The sequence below is a fragment of the Enterobacter cloacae complex sp. ESBL7 genome (genome assembly GCF_041679625.1).
Classification (GTDB): Bacteria; Pseudomonadota; Gammaproteobacteria; order Enterobacterales; family Enterobacteriaceae; genus Enterobacter; species Enterobacter asburiae_B.
The window spans coordinates 623,560-637,702 of record NZ_JBGORN010000002.1 but is presented as its reverse complement, the minus strand read 5'-3'; the positions used below and the strand labels follow the sequence as shown (position 1 = coordinate 637,702).

Genomic DNA, 14,143 nt, shown 5'->3' with positions numbered 1-14,143 from the left:
GCGATGTGCTACCCGACGCCGTGCTACTCCGCCTTCTCGACAAAAATGCCGTCCGGATGCCCCAGTTCGTTAAAAAACCAGATGCCGAGCGGGTAGTCTTCAAGCGATACCAGGTACATTGTGCCTTCGCTAAACTCTTCAATTGCCAGCACCACACCCGGGCGGCGCGGCCCACCGTCCGTTTTAACGGTTACCCGATCGTTGACCTTCATACATTCCTCCTCTGGTTTTGAGCCAGTGTAGAACAAAACGCAAAAACGCACATCGCCGCCCGGCGTGATTGGCGTTTTTATACACAGTCTATACTTACCGTTGGACACGGCTGAAAGAGGAACCCCGTAATGAAGACCGATAAAGAGTACAGCGACACCATCAAGCGCGAAGTCGAGGTGGATGTCGATGCCCTGCTGGCCGCCATCAATGAGATCAGTGAGTCAGAAGTCCGCCGGTCGGACGACAATTCGGACCGCGTCATTGTCAACGGAAGGGATTATCACACCTATCGCGAGCTGGCGGAGGCCTTCGAGCTTGATATTCACGACTTTAGCGTGTCTGAAGCCAATCGGTAGGGCGAAAAAAATCCCGGCCATGGGGATGACCGGGATCAAAACTTGCTTATGCAAGAAGCACTTGAAAATTCGTTACACCAGGAAATCTGATGTACATGCCACACTATCCCCAACGAATTTGGCTGACAAGCATATATTCTTACGATGAATATAATATTTTTAACATAATGCTTTTCGTTATGAGCAATAACACACGCCGAATGCGGGTTTGCCAGGAGCATTCCTCTTTTCTCCGGTTTTCGCCTTCATTATTTTTTAGGAATTTTCTTAGATCGAAACGCATCTGTTACCAGGAGTCGCTATGCCTTCACTGCGGGATACATTGCTGATTTTCTCTGACCTGGATGGTTCACTGCTGGATATTCACACCTATGAGTGGCAACCCGCCATGACCTGGCTGGACAGGCTGCTGGATAATCAGGTTCCGGTCATTCTTTGCAGCAGCAAGACCGCGGCAGAGATGCTGGATCTCCAGCTGGATCTGGGGCTTGAAGGCCTGCCTTTTATTGCCGAGAACGGCGCGGTGATTCAGCCTGACGTACGCTGGGATAGAATTCAGCGCCAGATCAGGGGTATGACGCACCGGGATATTCGCCCGCGGATCGAGCAAATTCGCCTGCAGTCGGGCTATAAATTCACTACCTTTGACGACGTGGATGAGCACGTTATCAGCGAGTGGACCGGACTGTCGCGCTACCGTTCGGCGCTTGCCCGCAAGCATGAAGCGTCCGTCACGCTCATCTGGCGCGATACCGACGAGAAAATGGTTCAGTTTGAAGAGGAGCTGGCGAATGCCGGCCTGAAATGCCTGCAGGGCGCACGCTTCTGGCATGTTCTGGACGCCCGCTGCGGCAAAGACGTTGCGGTGAACTGGCTGATTGAGCAATACCGCGAGCTGGAAGAGATTGAACCCACCACGCTGGGGCTCGGCGACGGTCCCAATGATGCGCCGCTGCTCGACAGCGTTGACTTCGCGGTAGTGATTAAGGGCATTAACCGTGAGGGCATCACGCTAAGGGACGATAACCCTGCCCGGGTTTATCACACCCGACAGCCCGGCCCGGCGGGCTGGCAGGAGGGGCTGGATCACTTCCTCTCTTAATCCCGCCAGACGACCCGGTTACGCCCGCTCTGTTTGGCCTGATACAGCCGGACGTCCGCCACGGACTGCAGCTGTTCAAACTCGTAGTTACCCGCTTCATCCGCGCTGCTGACCCCCAGCGACGCGCTGACGCGCAGGGTCGTGCTCTTCTTCACCAGGATCTCCTTACTGTTGATCCGGCAACGTATACGGTCCGCGACGCTTCTCGCCTCCTCCAGACCAATCCCCGGCAGGACGACGCAAAACTCTTCCCCGCCTACGCGCCCTGCCACATCATTCTTGCGTAACGTGCTGGCAATCAGCCCTGCCGTGTGGGAGAGCACTTTATCTCCGGCCTGATGGCCGAAGCGGTCGTTGATATTTTTAAAATGGTCGAGATCGATCTGAATCACCGAGAACGGCAGCGACTGCTGGCGACAGGTTTCCGCCAGCAATTTTGCGCGGTCGAACAGCGCGCCGCGATTATTCAGCCGGGTAAGCGGATCATGCCAGGCCTGCCACTGGAGCGAGTGCTGAAGCGTGTACATGTTACTCACCATGCGGCGGATCACCAGCCACGAGATCAACAGCATGGCGGTAAAGAGCGCCCACATCAGCGCCAGCACGATACTGATGCTGCCGAAGTCGTCCTGTACCCCTTCGTGCAGGGTGTGGATCCGCAGGACAACGCCGTCGAAGTGATCGAGTCGTTCCCAGCTCACAAAACGGCTTCCGAGGCGGATCCCGCCGCCGGTGGCGTGCTCAATCGCCTGCGCAATCTGCGCCGTTTCGCGTTCGTCAAAATGGTTAACCGCGTTTTCCGTATGGGCAGAGGTGGCAATCATATTGAGCCGGGTATCGTACAGCTGATACTCCCCTTCCGTTCGGTCTTCGGTCGCATCGGCCAGCAGGCGCTGCATGGTGCCCAACGTAAAATCCATCGCCACGACGCCATACCAGTAATGATCGAAATAGATGGGGACGCTGGCGGTGATCATTCGTTCATCATTGGTCCAGGATGAGGGGGTGGAGATGAACCAGCGCACCGCGCGAGCGCGATTGTTCCGCTCTGACTGCTGGGTAAACCAGGACTGCGTGACAAGATGGTAATAGCGGGAGGTAATGTCGCCCGCCTGGTCCGGCGTATCGGTGGAAATGAAAAACCCGGCGCGGGAGACGTAGATCACGCGCGCTTCCGTTTGTGCTCTGGACGACGCCAGCCTGAGCAGATACCCCACTTCGAGCGTGGCAGAAATCTCGTGGCTGAGGCGTTCGGCGTCACGATTCAGAAACGTGGTTTTCTCGACGAAGGCATCCGAGACACCGTTAATGGGAAGGGTGCGTTTTTTATCAACGGCAAGCTGCCAGGTGGGGAGCATGCGGACTGAGCTAAAGCGTGACACCGCATTCTGGAGTACATCAAATGCCAGCGGCGTCTGGATCGCATCATGCATGCCCTGACGGAACAACAGCATCCTGTCGACGCTGTTCTGCAGCTGCCTGTCCAGCGAACTGGCGACCGTATCCAGATGGTTACGCTGGCTGGAGATGTACGCTTCTTCCAGTACCACCACTTCACGCCAGGTCAGTAGAGTCGAAAATACCAGAACAACCAGAAAACAGAGATTAACAATCAACCCCGGATTGCTACGCTTATGCAGCCATTGCAAAAAAGATTGTCTTACAACAAAGGTATCGCGCTGCACACACACTCCCTGATCGCTGCCTTACACCCGGTACTGGAGATAAAAACGCCCGGCAAAGCCGGGCGTTATGTGATTAAGCCTTGTCCCGCTGGTGCTGCCCGTCCCCCGGCTGAAGCTCATCTTCACGAAATGCTTCCCGCTTGATGCCATAGCCATCGTGCCACCGACATTCCACCATTCCGCTGGAATACCCGGTCACAATCATACGTGGGCCGCCCTTCTTAGGCTTAACTTCATCACTGACCAAAAAGACCATACCTGCCTCCTGTATCAGGGTGAAACTGTTTCAATTTAGACGAGGAATGGTCTTTTTGCACCCCATAACGGGTAACAATTAGTGCGACGTGCCGCGTATTTTTTCAATCAGCTTCACGGCTGCAACCACGATAGCGCCAATGATGAAGCCCAGCACCAGATTCAGCAGCGTGGGCAGAATCGCCGCGATAACGGCCCCCTGCGCCGAGGAAAAATGTTCGATAGCATGGTGCAGCGGCGCGATACCGTGCACCACGATCCCGCCGCCCACGAGGAACATCGCCAGCGTGCCCACCACCGACAAACTCTTCATTAGCCACGGGGCCAGCACCAGCAGGCTTTTGCCGATGCCTCTTGCCACCGCGCTCGATTTCTCCTCCAGCCAGTAGCCGATATCATCCAGCTTGACGATCAGTCCCACCAGGCCGTAGACGCCGACCGTGACCAGAATGGCGATGCCGGAGAGGATCAGAACCTGATTCAGGAGCGGCGCGTCAGACACGATGCCCAGCGTAATGGCGACAATCTCTGCGGACAGGATAAAGTCGGTCCGAATAGCGCCTTTGACCTTATCGCGCTCGAAGGTTTTCGGATCCTGAGCGGCCAGCGCTTCGAGACGCTGCTGGCGCATCTCCGGCGTATCGCTCTGCTTGCGCGCGCTAAAGGAGTGCAGGACCTTCTCTACGCCCTCGAAGCAGAGAAACGCCCCGCCAATCATCAGCAGCGGCGTGATGGCCCAGGGAATAAACGCGCTGATCAGCAGCGCCAGCGGGACCAGAATCACCTTATTCAGGAAGGAGCCTTTTGCCACGCCCCACACCACCGGCAGTTCGCGGTTAGCCCTCACCCCACTCACCTGCTGGGCGTTAAGCGATAAATCATCTCCCAGCACGCCTGCGGTTTTTTTCGCCGCCAGTTTCCCCATCACTGAAATGTCATCCAGTAAGGTGGCAATATCATCCAGCAATGTTAATAAGCTACTTCCTGCCAAAATCTTAATCCTTCATTTTTTGGTAATTAGGTGAATAGTATGGAGCAAAAGCGCAAACCCGGAAACACCCACCTCACGTCAACAAAAAATTCACATCTGCCATACAATTAAAGGGCTCGCCAGCGAGATAGTTTTCGCGTTTACTATCAGCGACCTTTTTATTTCGTCGTGAGGGATTATGCGTTTCCGGCAATTGCTACCGCTCATTGGGGCACTCTTTTCGCTGTACATCATCTGGGGCTCAACCTACTTTGTCATTCGCATCGGCGTGGAAAGCTGGCCGCCACTGATGATGGCGGGCGTCCGCTTTCTCTCGGCTGGCGTGCTGCTGCTGGCCTTCCTGCTGCTGCGCGGGCATAAGCTTCCCCCGCTGCGCCCGATGCTGAATGCCGCCCTGATCGGCCTGCTGCTGCTGGCGGTGGGGAATGGGTTTGTAACGATTGCCGAGCACCAGAACGTACCGTCCGGGATCGCCGCCGTGGTCGTTGCCACCGTACCGCTGTTTACACTCTGCTTTAGCCGTCTTTTTGGTATCCGCACCCGCAAGCTGGAATGGCTGGGGATTGGTATTGGCCTTGCCGGCATCATTCTGCTGAACAGCGGCGGTAACCTGAGCGGGAATCCGTGGGGCGCAATCATCATTCTGATTGGCTCGATGAGCTGGGCGTTTGGTTCCGTCTACGGTTCGCGTATCGAACTGCCGACCGGCATGATGGCGGGCGCGATTGAGATGCTCGCCGCCGGGATTGTACTGCTGCTCGCCTCCACGCTGACGGGAGAAAAGCTGACGACCCTGCCGCCGCTGTCGGGCTTTCTGGCGGTAGGCTACCTGGCGCTGTTTGGTTCCATCATCGCCATTAACGCCTATATGTTCCTGATCCGCAATGTCTCGCCGGCAGTTGCCACCAGCTATGCCTACGTCAACCCGGTCGTGGCCGTGCTGCTCGGGACGGGATTGGGGGGAGAAACGCTCTCTTCCGTTGAATGGCTGGCATTAGGGGTGATTGTTTTTGCCGTCGTGCTGGTCACCCTGGGCAAATATTTACTGCCCGCAAAACCGGTGGTCACGCCTTGCGAGGTGGAGAAACCGTAAGCAGGTGAATACCCTGCATGTCGATCTGCGCGGTCTGGCCGCCGCCGCAGATCCACTCCTCCAGCCGCTCGGTCAGATCGGTATCGTTCAGTTTTAATCTGCCTCTCAACGCACATTCCCAGACGATCAGCACCCGCCAGCCCTGCGCAATCAGCGCGGTGAGATCCCGACTGTCGCGCTCGACGTTCTTGCCAATTTTATCCAGCCAGAAATCGGTGCGCGTCGCGGGGACCTTAAACAGGTAGCAGTCATGGTGATGCCAGAAGCAGCCGTGGGTAAAGATGATGCACTGCCAGGCATCGATGACGAAATCCGGGCGACCCGCAAGCGCGGGATCCTGCACGCGGAAATCAAACCCCGCCTGCGTCAGCAGCCCGGCCAGGCGCTTTTCGATGGCGGTGTTACGCGTGCCGATGGCACGCATATTTTTGCTGCGCGTGGCCTTATCGTGAACATCCGTCATTGACGGCCTCACCCTGACGGAGTGCCACCGCCTGTCTGATGCGCGAGGCCAGCAGTTTTGCCACGGCGGCGAACGCGGGAACCACCACCGAATTACCAAACTGGCGGTACGCCTGGGTATCCGAAACCGGAATGCGGAAGCGGTAACCCTGCGGGGTCTCAAATCCCATCAACCGGGCGCATTCCCGCGGCGTTAAGCGTCGCGGACGGTGGCGCTGGTTGTGCGGATCGTCGAAATCTTTTTCACCCAGCGCCTTGTCCCAGCCTCTGTCGATCAGGATCTCTGCCCCATCCTTATAGTAGCGAGCGGACAACGTACGGGTCACGCTGTGCGGATCGTTGGGGTTTACCATCCCAAAACCGAAGCCGTTGCCCTTCGCCTGATGCTTCTTGGCATAGCGGTAGAGGTATTTCCACAGCACCGGGGTAAGGATAAATTTTGCGTCAACGACAGGTTCCAGCAGGTCGGCAACGGTAGGACGACGCTCGGGATACAAAGACGGGATATCACGAAGGGTGAAATCCCCCTTGAGATTGAGGTCGCGGCGGAAACCCACCAGCACGATACGTTCGCGATGCTGGGGCAGAAAATGTTTCCCATCAATGATTTTAGGATCGTCCGCGCCCATGTCCTGCGAGTCGGCCACGTCATACCCCAGCTCATCCAGGGTCTGCATAATAATGCGGAAGGTTTTTCCGCCGTCGTGGCTCTTTAGATTTTTGACGTTTTCCAGCACAAAGATGGCCGGGCGACGGGCGTCAATAATGCGCGCCACATCAAAAAACAGCGTTCCCTGGGTATCGCAGGCAAAGCCGTGGGCACGTCCAAGGGCATTCTTTTTGGAGACACCGGCCAGCGAGAAGGGCTGACACGGGAAGCCGGCCAGCAGCACGTCATGCGCCGGGATCGTCTGGCGGATGTGCTCGGCGGCCTGTTCATCGCTCACGCCGCTTTTATGGCTCAGGGTGACATCGCGGATATCCGCGTTGAACTGGTGCTCGTGCGGATCGCAGTACCAGTTGGCCTTGTAGGTCCGGACGGCATGTTTGTTCCACTCGCTGGTAAACACGCACTGTCCGCCGATAGCTTCAAAACCGTGCCGGATGCCGCCGATACCGGCGAACAGATCGATAAAGCGGAAGGCGTAGTTCGGGTGCGCGGCAGGAGGACGCGGAAGCAGGTTTTGCAGATAACGAAACTCGCCTTCGCTCAGGCGACGCCCTGCGCGTTCGCTGGTCAGCAGACGCTTAAGGATCGCCGGGCTCCAGTGGCTCTCGCCGTGCGCCACCAGCAGATTGGCCAGCGTTTTAGCATCATAGATATCCAACAGCTGGCGCAGCAACGCCTGCACCGTTGCCGTTGATTTCTCAGCCTGCTCGGGCGCGGGCTCTGTCACTGATCGATTTTCCTGCATTCTTTTAACCGGAGAGTAAAGACTGGAAACAGATTACCACAGTTCAGTTGCGCAAACTGCGACGGAAGCGGCTCAACACCTGGCTATCCAGCCCGATGCAGTCGCCGTGTAATTCGGCACTGAGTTTCGCCATAAACTGGATCAGGAAATCGGCATTGTGACGTGCCAGCTCGCGGCCCATTTCCGTTTGCATTGTATCAGGCAATCGCAGCAGCTTGGTCTGAAAATGGTCGAGGGCAAACGCACGGTCATCAAGGATACGCGCATCGGCAAAGGGATCGTCTGCATCAAAAAGCGGCACGCCCAGCGCGCCCGAGACGGCAAAGACGCGCGCCAGGCCGATCGCGCCTAACGCTTCCAGCCGGTCTGCGTCCTGCACAATTTTGGCTTCCATGCTCTGTGGCGCAATCCCGGCGCTGAAGCTGTGCGCCTCAATCGCGTGCGCAACGGCGGCTGCGTGCTCTGGCGGAAACTCAGGGAAGTCGCGGCGCAGAATGTCACACGTCCTGCGCGCTGCCATCTGGGATGACCGGCCGCGTTCGGGATGGTTTTTCGGCAGGCTGACAATATCGTGGAAATAGCATGCGGTCAGGATCACCAGCGGCTCCACCGCCTGATCAGCCATGATTTTTTGCGCCGTCATCCAGACCCGACGAAAATGCGAAATATCATGTGCGGTATCGTCGGTGCTGTGGTTTTCCTCAAGCCAGCGCTCAAATCGCTGCTGCCACCGGGCAAGTTCCATCGTCATATCCTGTTGTTTAAAAGTGCATGAATTATAACATAGACGAATTAAATCAATTTAAAAATAGAGCCACGAAATACTTAATAATAATTACACCGTATAAATTCAATGAATTAATTCAGCAGAAAAATAAAGAGATTAATAGAAATGTTTGGCAATATTTCATAGGATTTAATTACATTTATTTTTGAAACTAAATAACACTTCCTGGAATAGTATCAAGCCTGTAATTGCGGAGGGTGATTACATATATTCATATAAATTATGCTTGAAGGGAATATATAATGAAAAGAAAAGTTCTGGCAATTGTGGTACCCGCGTTATTAATGGCAGGCGCAGCCAATGCGGCTGAAATGTACAACAAAAACGGCAACAAAGTTGACCTGTACGGCAAAGTCGACGCGCGTCATACCTTCTCTGACAACCCTGGCGACGACGGCGACGAAACCTATGTGCAGATTGGTTTCAAAGGCGAAACCCAGATCGCTAACGATCTGATCGGTTACGGCCAGTGGGAATATAAAACCTTCGCTAATAATACCGAGGGCGCGGGTGACAAATCGTTTAACCGCCTGGCGTATGCTGGCCTGAAATATGGTGAATACGGTTCATTTGATTATGGCCGTAATTACGGCGTCGTGTACGACGTTGAAGCCTGGACCGATATGCTGCCTGTATTTGGCGGTGACTCTTACACCTGGACCGATAACTTTATGAACGGTCGTGCTAACGGTCTGGTAACCTATCGTAACCAGGATTTCTTCGGTCTGGCTGAGGGTCTGAATTTCGCGCTGCAGTATCAGGGTGCGAATGAAGGTCAGGATGCAACAGAAGGTCAGGAAGGCACGAAAAATGGCCATGACAATGTTCGTTTCCAGAACGGCGACGGCTTTGGTATGTCTACCACCTATGATTTTGACTTCGGACTGAGCCTGGGTGCGGCATATTCATCTTCCGACCGCACGAACAAACAGGTTGCATACGGTGCAGGTAACTACAACCGCTACAGCCCGTATGCAGGTGGCGAACGCGCTGAAGCCTGGACAATTGGCGCAAAATATGATGCGCAAGGTGTTTACCTGGCCATGATGTATGCGGAAACCCGCAACATGACGCCATATGGTAACGTTGGTATCGCCAACCAGACTCAGAACTTTGAAGCCGTCGCGCAGTACCTGTTCGACTTCGGCCTGCGTCCGTCTCTGGCATGGGTTTACTCCAAAGGTAAAGACATTGGCGGCAATGATTACAACCCAGGTAATAATTACGACTATGTTGATCAGGATCTGGTGAACTATATCGATCTCGGTATGACCTACAGCTTCAACAAAAACTTCTCGACTTACGTTGATTATAAAATCAACCTGCTGGACAACGATGAAAGCTTCTACGAAGCCAATGGCATCTCAACTGATGACATCGTTGGCGTAGGCATGACCTACCAGTTCTAATTCCCCAAAATACCAAAGGCCGCAATTGCGGCCTTTTTACTATCTGAAGATCTTACGGCGCTTCCTGCAGCGCCACGCGGATAAACCCGTTATTTTGCGCCAGCAGTTCATGGGCTTTCCACGCATCCAGCCCTGTCAGCACCATCAATACCGCCGTTTTACAGTTATGGTTACAGCTCGCCAGCGCGGCTTTTGCCTCCGCCCGTGTGCATCCCCCCGCTTCCATCACAATGGCGATTTGCCGTTCAGCCCATTTGGTCGTGCCTGCCTCAAGATCCACCCGCAGGTTGCTGTAAACCCGTCCGGTTCGGACGGCCAGCCCGGTGGCAATCATCGAGAGGATCATTTTTTGCGCGATCCCCGCTTTGGTGTTGATATAGCCTGCGACGACGTCGGCCCCCAGCTCCGGAGCGATAACCATGCTCGCCAGCTGCGCGGCTTCGCTTTGCGCATCACCGGTAACAATAGCGACCGGTGAACCCAGCGACCACGCATGGCGCATTGCCCCCCAGACCCACGGCGTTTTTCCGCTGACGGTCACGGCCAGCATCATATCGTGTTCACCAAACTTGATGGCCTGCAGATCGGCAACGCCGCGCTCGTAGCTCCCTTCCCCTTCTTGTGCCGTAACGGCCATTACAGGGGTTTTGCCCGGCGCATATTCATCGGCAATCTGTTGCGCTACGCGCCCTGACGGCCCCGCGCCAACGACGATCAGGCGACCGCCGTGGCTGAGCGTCGCGGCGGCGTTGTCCACCACGCGGGCAATAGTATTTAAACAGGGGGTAATCGCAGCAGAAATGAGTGCATCATCCTGGTGAATGACTTTCAGCATGTCCAGCGTGGACAATCTATCAATATTCATCGTGCTGGCGTGCCGTCTTTCCTTGACCGAACCGGTAAGCATAACGCTCATAAACAGCCTCCTTATTATGAGTACCCACACACTATAAAGTGTTTTATATAGATGACCTGCGAGGAGGGTCACGAAAAGAGGACCAAATCCACGCCTTTACATGGCTTTAAGAAAAGCGCGTCATCGGCGATAATTACCCCTTTCTTAATCATCGCGGAGTGTTGATGAGCGATTTGCAGCCTTTCCTTCCGACGCGCAAGCGCCCCATGAAGCTGAACACCCTGGTCACGCTGATGGTGTGCGCGATTATTGCCTCTGTGCTGCTGGTGGTCTTTGCGCTCTACTCCGTGCAAATCACCCGGGCGACCCGCGATGATGTAAAAGATACGGCTCTGGGTATTGCCAGAACGCTGGCCAACAGCCCGGAGATCCAGCGCGGCCTGATGCAGGCACCGCAGGAGAATATTATTCAGCCCATCGCCCAGGCGGTGACGAAACGAAACGATCTGCTGTTCACCGTGGTCACCGATATGCGCGGGATCCGCTACTCTCACCCGAACGAGGCGCTGCTGGGGCTGCATTTTATCGGTGACGATTTAACTCCCGCGCTTGAAGGCAAAGAGAACGTATCGGTAAACCGGGGTGCGCTCGCCGAAGCGCTTCGCGTCTTCACCCCAGTCTACGACGGCCAGCACGAGCAGATCGGCGTGGTGGCGGTAGGTATCTCCCTGAAAAAGGTTGAAGAGCAGATCGCTCGCGGGCGGCTCAACGCCGTCTGGACCATTTTATTCAGTATTTTTATGAGCTCCATGGCGATTTGGGGTCTGGTGCGGGTACTGAAACGCATCCTGTTCGGGCTCGAACCTTACGAAATTTCCGCCCTATTCGAACAGCGTCAGGCGATGCTGCAGTCGCTTCGCGAGGGGGTGCTGGCCGTCGATATTCACGGGCGCGTGACGATGATCAACCAGACCGCCAGAGAAATATTGCTTCTCCCTTCCGGCAAGCAGACCGAAAACGCCAGCGCCCCCCTGCTGGCCAGCCTGCGCGAAGTCTCAAAGACGGGCGTCGCGCGCCAGGATCAGGAGATCAGCTGTAACGGGCGTCTATTGCTGTGCAACATGGTGCCCGTTAAAAGTCAGGATCGGGTAATCGGCGCCATCACCACCTTCCGTGATAAAACGGAAATCAGCCAGCTGATGCAGCGTATTGATGGCATGGTCAACTACGTCGACGCCCTGCGCAGCCACACGCACGAGTTTATGAATAAACTGCATGTGATCCTGGGCCTGCTGCACATGAAGCGCTACGACAAGCTGGAAGAGTACATCATCCAGACGGCGCATAATTACCAGACGGATATCGGTACGATACAGAGCAAGGTAAAATCCCCGGTTATTGCCGGGTTCCTGCTGGGTAAAATCAATCGGGCGAAAGAAGCGGGCGTCACCCTGACGCTGGCGGATGAATGCCAGATACCGGATACCGCGAGCGAAGAGCAGGTCGCGGTGCTGATCACCGTGCTGGGTAACCTCATTGAAAACGCGCTCGACGCGATGGAAGGACAGCAGGAAGGTGAGATCGGCCTGCTGCTGCATTATCAGAATGGCTGGCTCAGCTGCGAAGTCAGCGACGATGGCCCCGGCATTGAACCCGCTCAGCTGGAGGCTATTTTTACAAAGGGCTTCTCAACAAAAGGTGAAAACCGCGGCGTTGGGCTGTTCCTTGCTCGCCAGCAAATCCAGAACCTCGGCGGCGATATCACCGTCGAGTCTGAGCCAGGCGTATTTACCCAATTTTTTGTTCACATCCCCTGGGATAGCGAGAGGAATATCGCGTGATAAATGTATTAATTGTCGATGATGACGCCATGGTAGCCGACCTCAACCGTCTGTATGTCAACCGTGTTGAAGGTTTTAGCTGCTGCGGCGTCGCCTCCACGCTAAACCAGGCCGAGGCCATCATTAATAACCCCGGGCAGCCTGTCGACCTGGTGCTGCTGGATGTCTATATGCAGCAGGATAACGGGCTGGATCTGCTGCCCGTTATTCGCGCATCCGGTCGCCCAATCGATGTGATTATGATCTCGTCGGCTGCCGACGCCGCCACGATCCAGACCTCCATCCACTACGGCGTGGTGGATTATCTGATCAAGCCGTTCCAGTTCCCGCGCTTTGAAGAGGCGCTGAACGGCTGGAAGGCAAAGCATAGCCTGATGGGTTCGCACCAGTATTATGAGCAGGCCGACGTCGACCGGCTGATCCACGGCGGGGCGCCGGAACTGGCGGACAGTAAAAAGCTGCCGAAGGGGTTAACGCCGCAAACGCTGCGCACGATTTGCCAGTGGATTGACGCTCACCCGGAGACGGAATTTTCTACCGATGACCTGGCAAGCGCGGTCAATATCTCCCGCGTATCCTGCCGCAAGTACCTGATTTGGCTCGCACAAATCAACATTCTGTTCACCAGCATTCACTACGGTGCCACCGGACGTCCGGTGTATCGCTACCGTCTCCAGCCGGAGCAGACCGGCCTGCTCAAGCAATACTGTCAGTAACGCGGTAGTCGTTATCCAGCAGGGTAAAGCGGAAGTGGTGTGCTGAAGAGAACACCACTTCTTTTGTTTTGGTCACAAAGATAGCTTCAATATCGGGGCGCGCGCGCAGGGCGGCACAGCCCTTCTCTACGCCCATACCGTACATCAGAGTGGTCCAGATATCGCCGTCGATGGAGTCCTTCGAAACAATCGTTACGCTGTCCAGCTCGTTGTCCAGCGGATACCCGGTGCGCGGATCGAGAATATGGTGATAGCGCTTGCCGTTTTGCTCAAAGTAGCGCTCGTACGTTCCCGACGTCACGACGGAGAGGTTCTCTACGGTCATCGTGCCGATCAGCGCATCACCGGCGAACGGTTTTTTCAGCCCCACGCTCCAGCCCCCTTCCGGCGAGCCTAACGTCTGAATGTTTCCGCCTAGGTTGATCAGCCCCAGCTCAGCGCCCTCTTTATGCAGGTAATCACGCACCCTGTCGGCGATATAGCCTTTGGCAATGGCCCCCAGATCGATCTCCATCCCCGCTCTGGTCAGGAACACGCTGCTGCTGGCCTCATCAAGAATGACATCTTCAGGACGGGTTATCGCCAGCAGCGACGCGATTTCATCGGCAGGCGGAACGCTGTTCCCCTGAAAGCCAATTTTCCAGCGCTTCACCAGCGGACCTATCGCCAGGTTAAAGGCGCTGTCCCTGAACAGGCTTGCCGCTTTGGCACAGCGGATCAGCTCAAACACCGGCCGGCTGACGGTAACCGGATGCTGGCCAGCCGCATGGTTGATGTCCATCACCTGCGAGTGCGCGCGGTTGACGGTGAGCAGATCTTCGTACTGTTTGATCAGGCGAAACACGCGGGACGCGAGGGCTTCGTCGTGGGAGAAGAGTTTCAGGAGAATGGGTGAGCCCATCAGGACGGCGGAGTAGCTGTAAACGCGATGGCTATCAGGCATGGCTGGAGTCCTCAGATGT

15 protein-coding genes are annotated in these 14,143 nt (G+C 55.7%); 6 read left to right on the top strand and 9 right to left on the bottom strand.

Features of this window, described 5'->3' with window-relative positions:
- Window positions 1–23: 23 nt before the first annotated feature.
- On the bottom strand, window positions 24–212 hold the full coding sequence (gene dsrB, locus ACERY3_RS13095) for a protein DsrB (RefSeq protein ID WP_013097741.1): 189 nt from the start codon (window positions 210–212) through the stop codon (window positions 24–26).
- Between the two features lie 129 nt (window positions 213–341).
- Here dsrB and yodD point away from each other — a divergent pair, with 129 nt between their 5' ends.
- Both yodD and ACERY3_RS13085 read left to right on the top strand, forming a co-directional pair.
- The gene (gene yodD / locus ACERY3_RS13090; protein ID WP_008500310.1) at window positions 342–569 is read left to right on the top strand and encodes a YodD family peroxide/acid resistance protein; all 228 of its coding nucleotides are present in this window, start codon (window positions 342–344) and stop codon (window positions 567–569) included.
- Window positions 570–870: 301 nt separating this feature from the next.
- On the top strand, window positions 871–1,671 hold the full coding sequence (locus ACERY3_RS13085; RefSeq protein ID WP_262771255.1) for a mannosyl-3-phosphoglycerate phosphatase-related protein: 801 nt from the start codon (window positions 871–873) through the stop codon (window positions 1,669–1,671).
- On the opposite strand, the gene dgcQ is transcribed toward ACERY3_RS13085, so the two are convergent.
- From dgcQ to ACERY3_RS13070, 3 genes are all read right to left on the bottom strand, one after another.
- Window positions 1,668–3,356, bottom strand: a complete 1,689-nt coding sequence (dgcQ, locus tag ACERY3_RS13080) for a cellulose biosynthesis regulator diguanylate cyclase DgcQ (RefSeq protein WP_373225829.1) — start codon at window positions 3,354–3,356, stop codon at window positions 1,668–1,670. The genes ACERY3_RS13085 and dgcQ overlap by 4 nt on opposite strands.
- A 73-nt stretch (window positions 3,357–3,429) precedes the next feature.
- Window positions 3,430–3,612: a YodC family protein gene (locus ACERY3_RS13075; protein ID WP_023312315.1), complete on the bottom strand. Its 183-nt coding sequence runs from the start codon at window positions 3,610–3,612 to the stop codon at window positions 3,430–3,432.
- 78 nt (window positions 3,613–3,690) lie between these two features.
- A complete protein-coding gene (locus tag ACERY3_RS13070) occupies window positions 3,691–4,602 on the bottom strand; it encodes a DUF808 domain-containing protein (RefSeq protein WP_373225828.1) in 912 nt (303 codons plus the stop codon).
- Window positions 4,603–4,780: 178 nt separating this feature from the next.
- On the opposite strand from ACERY3_RS13070, the gene yedA reads away from it, so the two are divergent.
- Window positions 4,781–5,695 (top strand): drug/metabolite exporter YedA, encoded by a 915-nt coding sequence (gene yedA / locus ACERY3_RS13065; RefSeq protein WP_039263786.1) that lies wholly within the window; start codon window positions 4,781–4,783, stop codon window positions 5,693–5,695.
- On the opposite strand, the gene ACERY3_RS13060 is transcribed toward yedA, so the two are convergent.
- The 3 genes from ACERY3_RS13060 to ACERY3_RS13050 all read right to left on the bottom strand — a co-directional run bounded on the left by ACERY3_RS13060 (window position 5,667) and on the right by ACERY3_RS13050 (window position 8,317).
- Complete coding sequence (locus ACERY3_RS13060) at window positions 5,667–6,158, bottom strand: very short patch repair endonuclease (RefSeq protein WP_373225827.1); 492 nt, start codon at window positions 6,156–6,158, stop codon at window positions 5,667–5,669. The genes yedA and ACERY3_RS13060 overlap by 29 nt on opposite strands.
- Window positions 6,139–7,554 (bottom strand): DNA cytosine methyltransferase, encoded by a 1,416-nt coding sequence (locus ACERY3_RS13055; RefSeq protein WP_069303031.1) that lies wholly within the window; start codon window positions 7,552–7,554, stop codon window positions 6,139–6,141. The genes ACERY3_RS13060 and ACERY3_RS13055 overlap by 20 nt, the downstream gene beginning before the upstream one ends.
- Window positions 7,555–7,615: 61 nt before the next feature.
- Window positions 7,616–8,317 (bottom strand): phosphohydrolase, encoded by a 702-nt coding sequence (locus ACERY3_RS13050; RefSeq protein WP_064672753.1) that lies wholly within the window; start codon window positions 8,315–8,317, stop codon window positions 7,616–7,618.
- A 284-nt stretch (window positions 8,318–8,601) separates the two neighbouring features.
- On the opposite strand from ACERY3_RS13050, the gene ompC reads away from it, so the two are divergent.
- Window positions 8,602–9,768 (top strand): porin OmpC, encoded by a 1,167-nt coding sequence (gene ompC, locus ACERY3_RS13045; protein WP_087822815.1) that lies wholly within the window; start codon window positions 8,602–8,604, stop codon window positions 9,766–9,768.
- 52 nt (window positions 9,769–9,820) lie between these two features.
- On the opposite strand, the gene ACERY3_RS13040 is transcribed toward ompC, so the two are convergent.
- Window positions 9,821–10,684 (bottom strand): N-acetylmuramic acid 6-phosphate etherase, encoded by an 864-nt coding sequence (locus ACERY3_RS13040; protein ID WP_373225826.1) that lies wholly within the window; start codon window positions 10,682–10,684, stop codon window positions 9,821–9,823.
- Window positions 10,685–10,848: 164 nt separating this feature from the next.
- Here ACERY3_RS13040 and ACERY3_RS13035 point away from each other — a divergent pair, with 164 nt between their 5' ends.
- Both ACERY3_RS13035 and dcuR read left to right on the top strand, forming a co-directional pair.
- The gene (locus ACERY3_RS13035) at window positions 10,849–12,465 is read left to right on the top strand and encodes a sensor histidine kinase (RefSeq protein ID WP_039263791.1); all 1,617 of its coding nucleotides are present in this window, start codon (window positions 10,849–10,851) and stop codon (window positions 12,463–12,465) included.
- Window positions 12,462–13,181, top strand: a complete 720-nt coding sequence (gene dcuR, locus ACERY3_RS13030; protein ID WP_045887823.1) for a two-component system response regulator DcuR — start codon at window positions 12,462–12,464, stop codon at window positions 13,179–13,181. The genes ACERY3_RS13035 and dcuR overlap by 4 nt, the downstream gene beginning before the upstream one ends.
- Here dcuR and ACERY3_RS13025 read toward each other — a convergent pair.
- The gene (locus ACERY3_RS13025) at window positions 13,162–14,124 is read right to left on the bottom strand and encodes an FAD:protein FMN transferase (RefSeq protein ID WP_373225825.1); all 963 of its coding nucleotides are present in this window, start codon (window positions 14,122–14,124) and stop codon (window positions 13,162–13,164) included. The genes dcuR and ACERY3_RS13025 overlap by 20 nt on opposite strands.
- Between the last annotated feature and the right edge of the window lie 19 nt (window positions 14,125–14,143).

Bases quoted from the DNA above. Each gene is read 5' to 3' on its own strand.
- ACERY3_RS13035 (WP_039263791.1), top strand. From the start codon at position 10,849: ATGAGCGATTTGCAGCCTTTCCTTCCGACGCGCAAGCGCCCCATGAAG.
- yedA (WP_039263786.1), top strand. From the start codon at position 4,781: ATGCGTTTCCGGCAATTGCTACCGCTCATTGGGGCACTCTTTTCGCTG.
- ACERY3_RS13075 (WP_023312315.1), bottom strand. From the start codon at position 3,612: ATGGTCTTTTTGGTCAGTGATGAAGTTAAGCCTAAGAAGGGCGGCCCA.
- yodD (WP_008500310.1), top strand. From the start codon at position 342: ATGAAGACCGATAAAGAGTACAGCGACACCATCAAGCGCGAAGTCGAG.
- dsrB (WP_013097741.1), bottom strand. From the start codon at position 212: ATGAAGGTCAACGATCGGGTAACCGTTAAAACGGACGGTGGGCCGCGC.
- ACERY3_RS13025 (WP_373225825.1), bottom strand. From the start codon at position 14,124: ATGCCTGATAGCCATCGCGTTTACAGCTACTCCGCCGTCCTGATGGGC.
- ACERY3_RS13040 (WP_373225826.1), bottom strand. From the start codon at position 10,684: ATGAGCGTTATGCTTACCGGTTCGGTCAAGGAAAGACGGCACGCCAGC.
- ACERY3_RS13060 (WP_373225827.1), bottom strand. From the start codon at position 6,158: ATGACGGATGTTCACGATAAGGCCACGCGCAGCAAAAATATGCGTGCC.
- ompC (WP_087822815.1), top strand. From the start codon at position 8,602: ATGAAAAGAAAAGTTCTGGCAATTGTGGTACCCGCGTTATTAATGGCA.
- ACERY3_RS13085 (WP_262771255.1), top strand. From the start codon at position 871: ATGCCTTCACTGCGGGATACATTGCTGATTTTCTCTGACCTGGATGGT.
- ACERY3_RS13050 (WP_064672753.1), bottom strand. From the start codon at position 8,317: ATGGAACTTGCCCGGTGGCAGCAGCGATTTGAGCGCTGGCTTGAGGAA.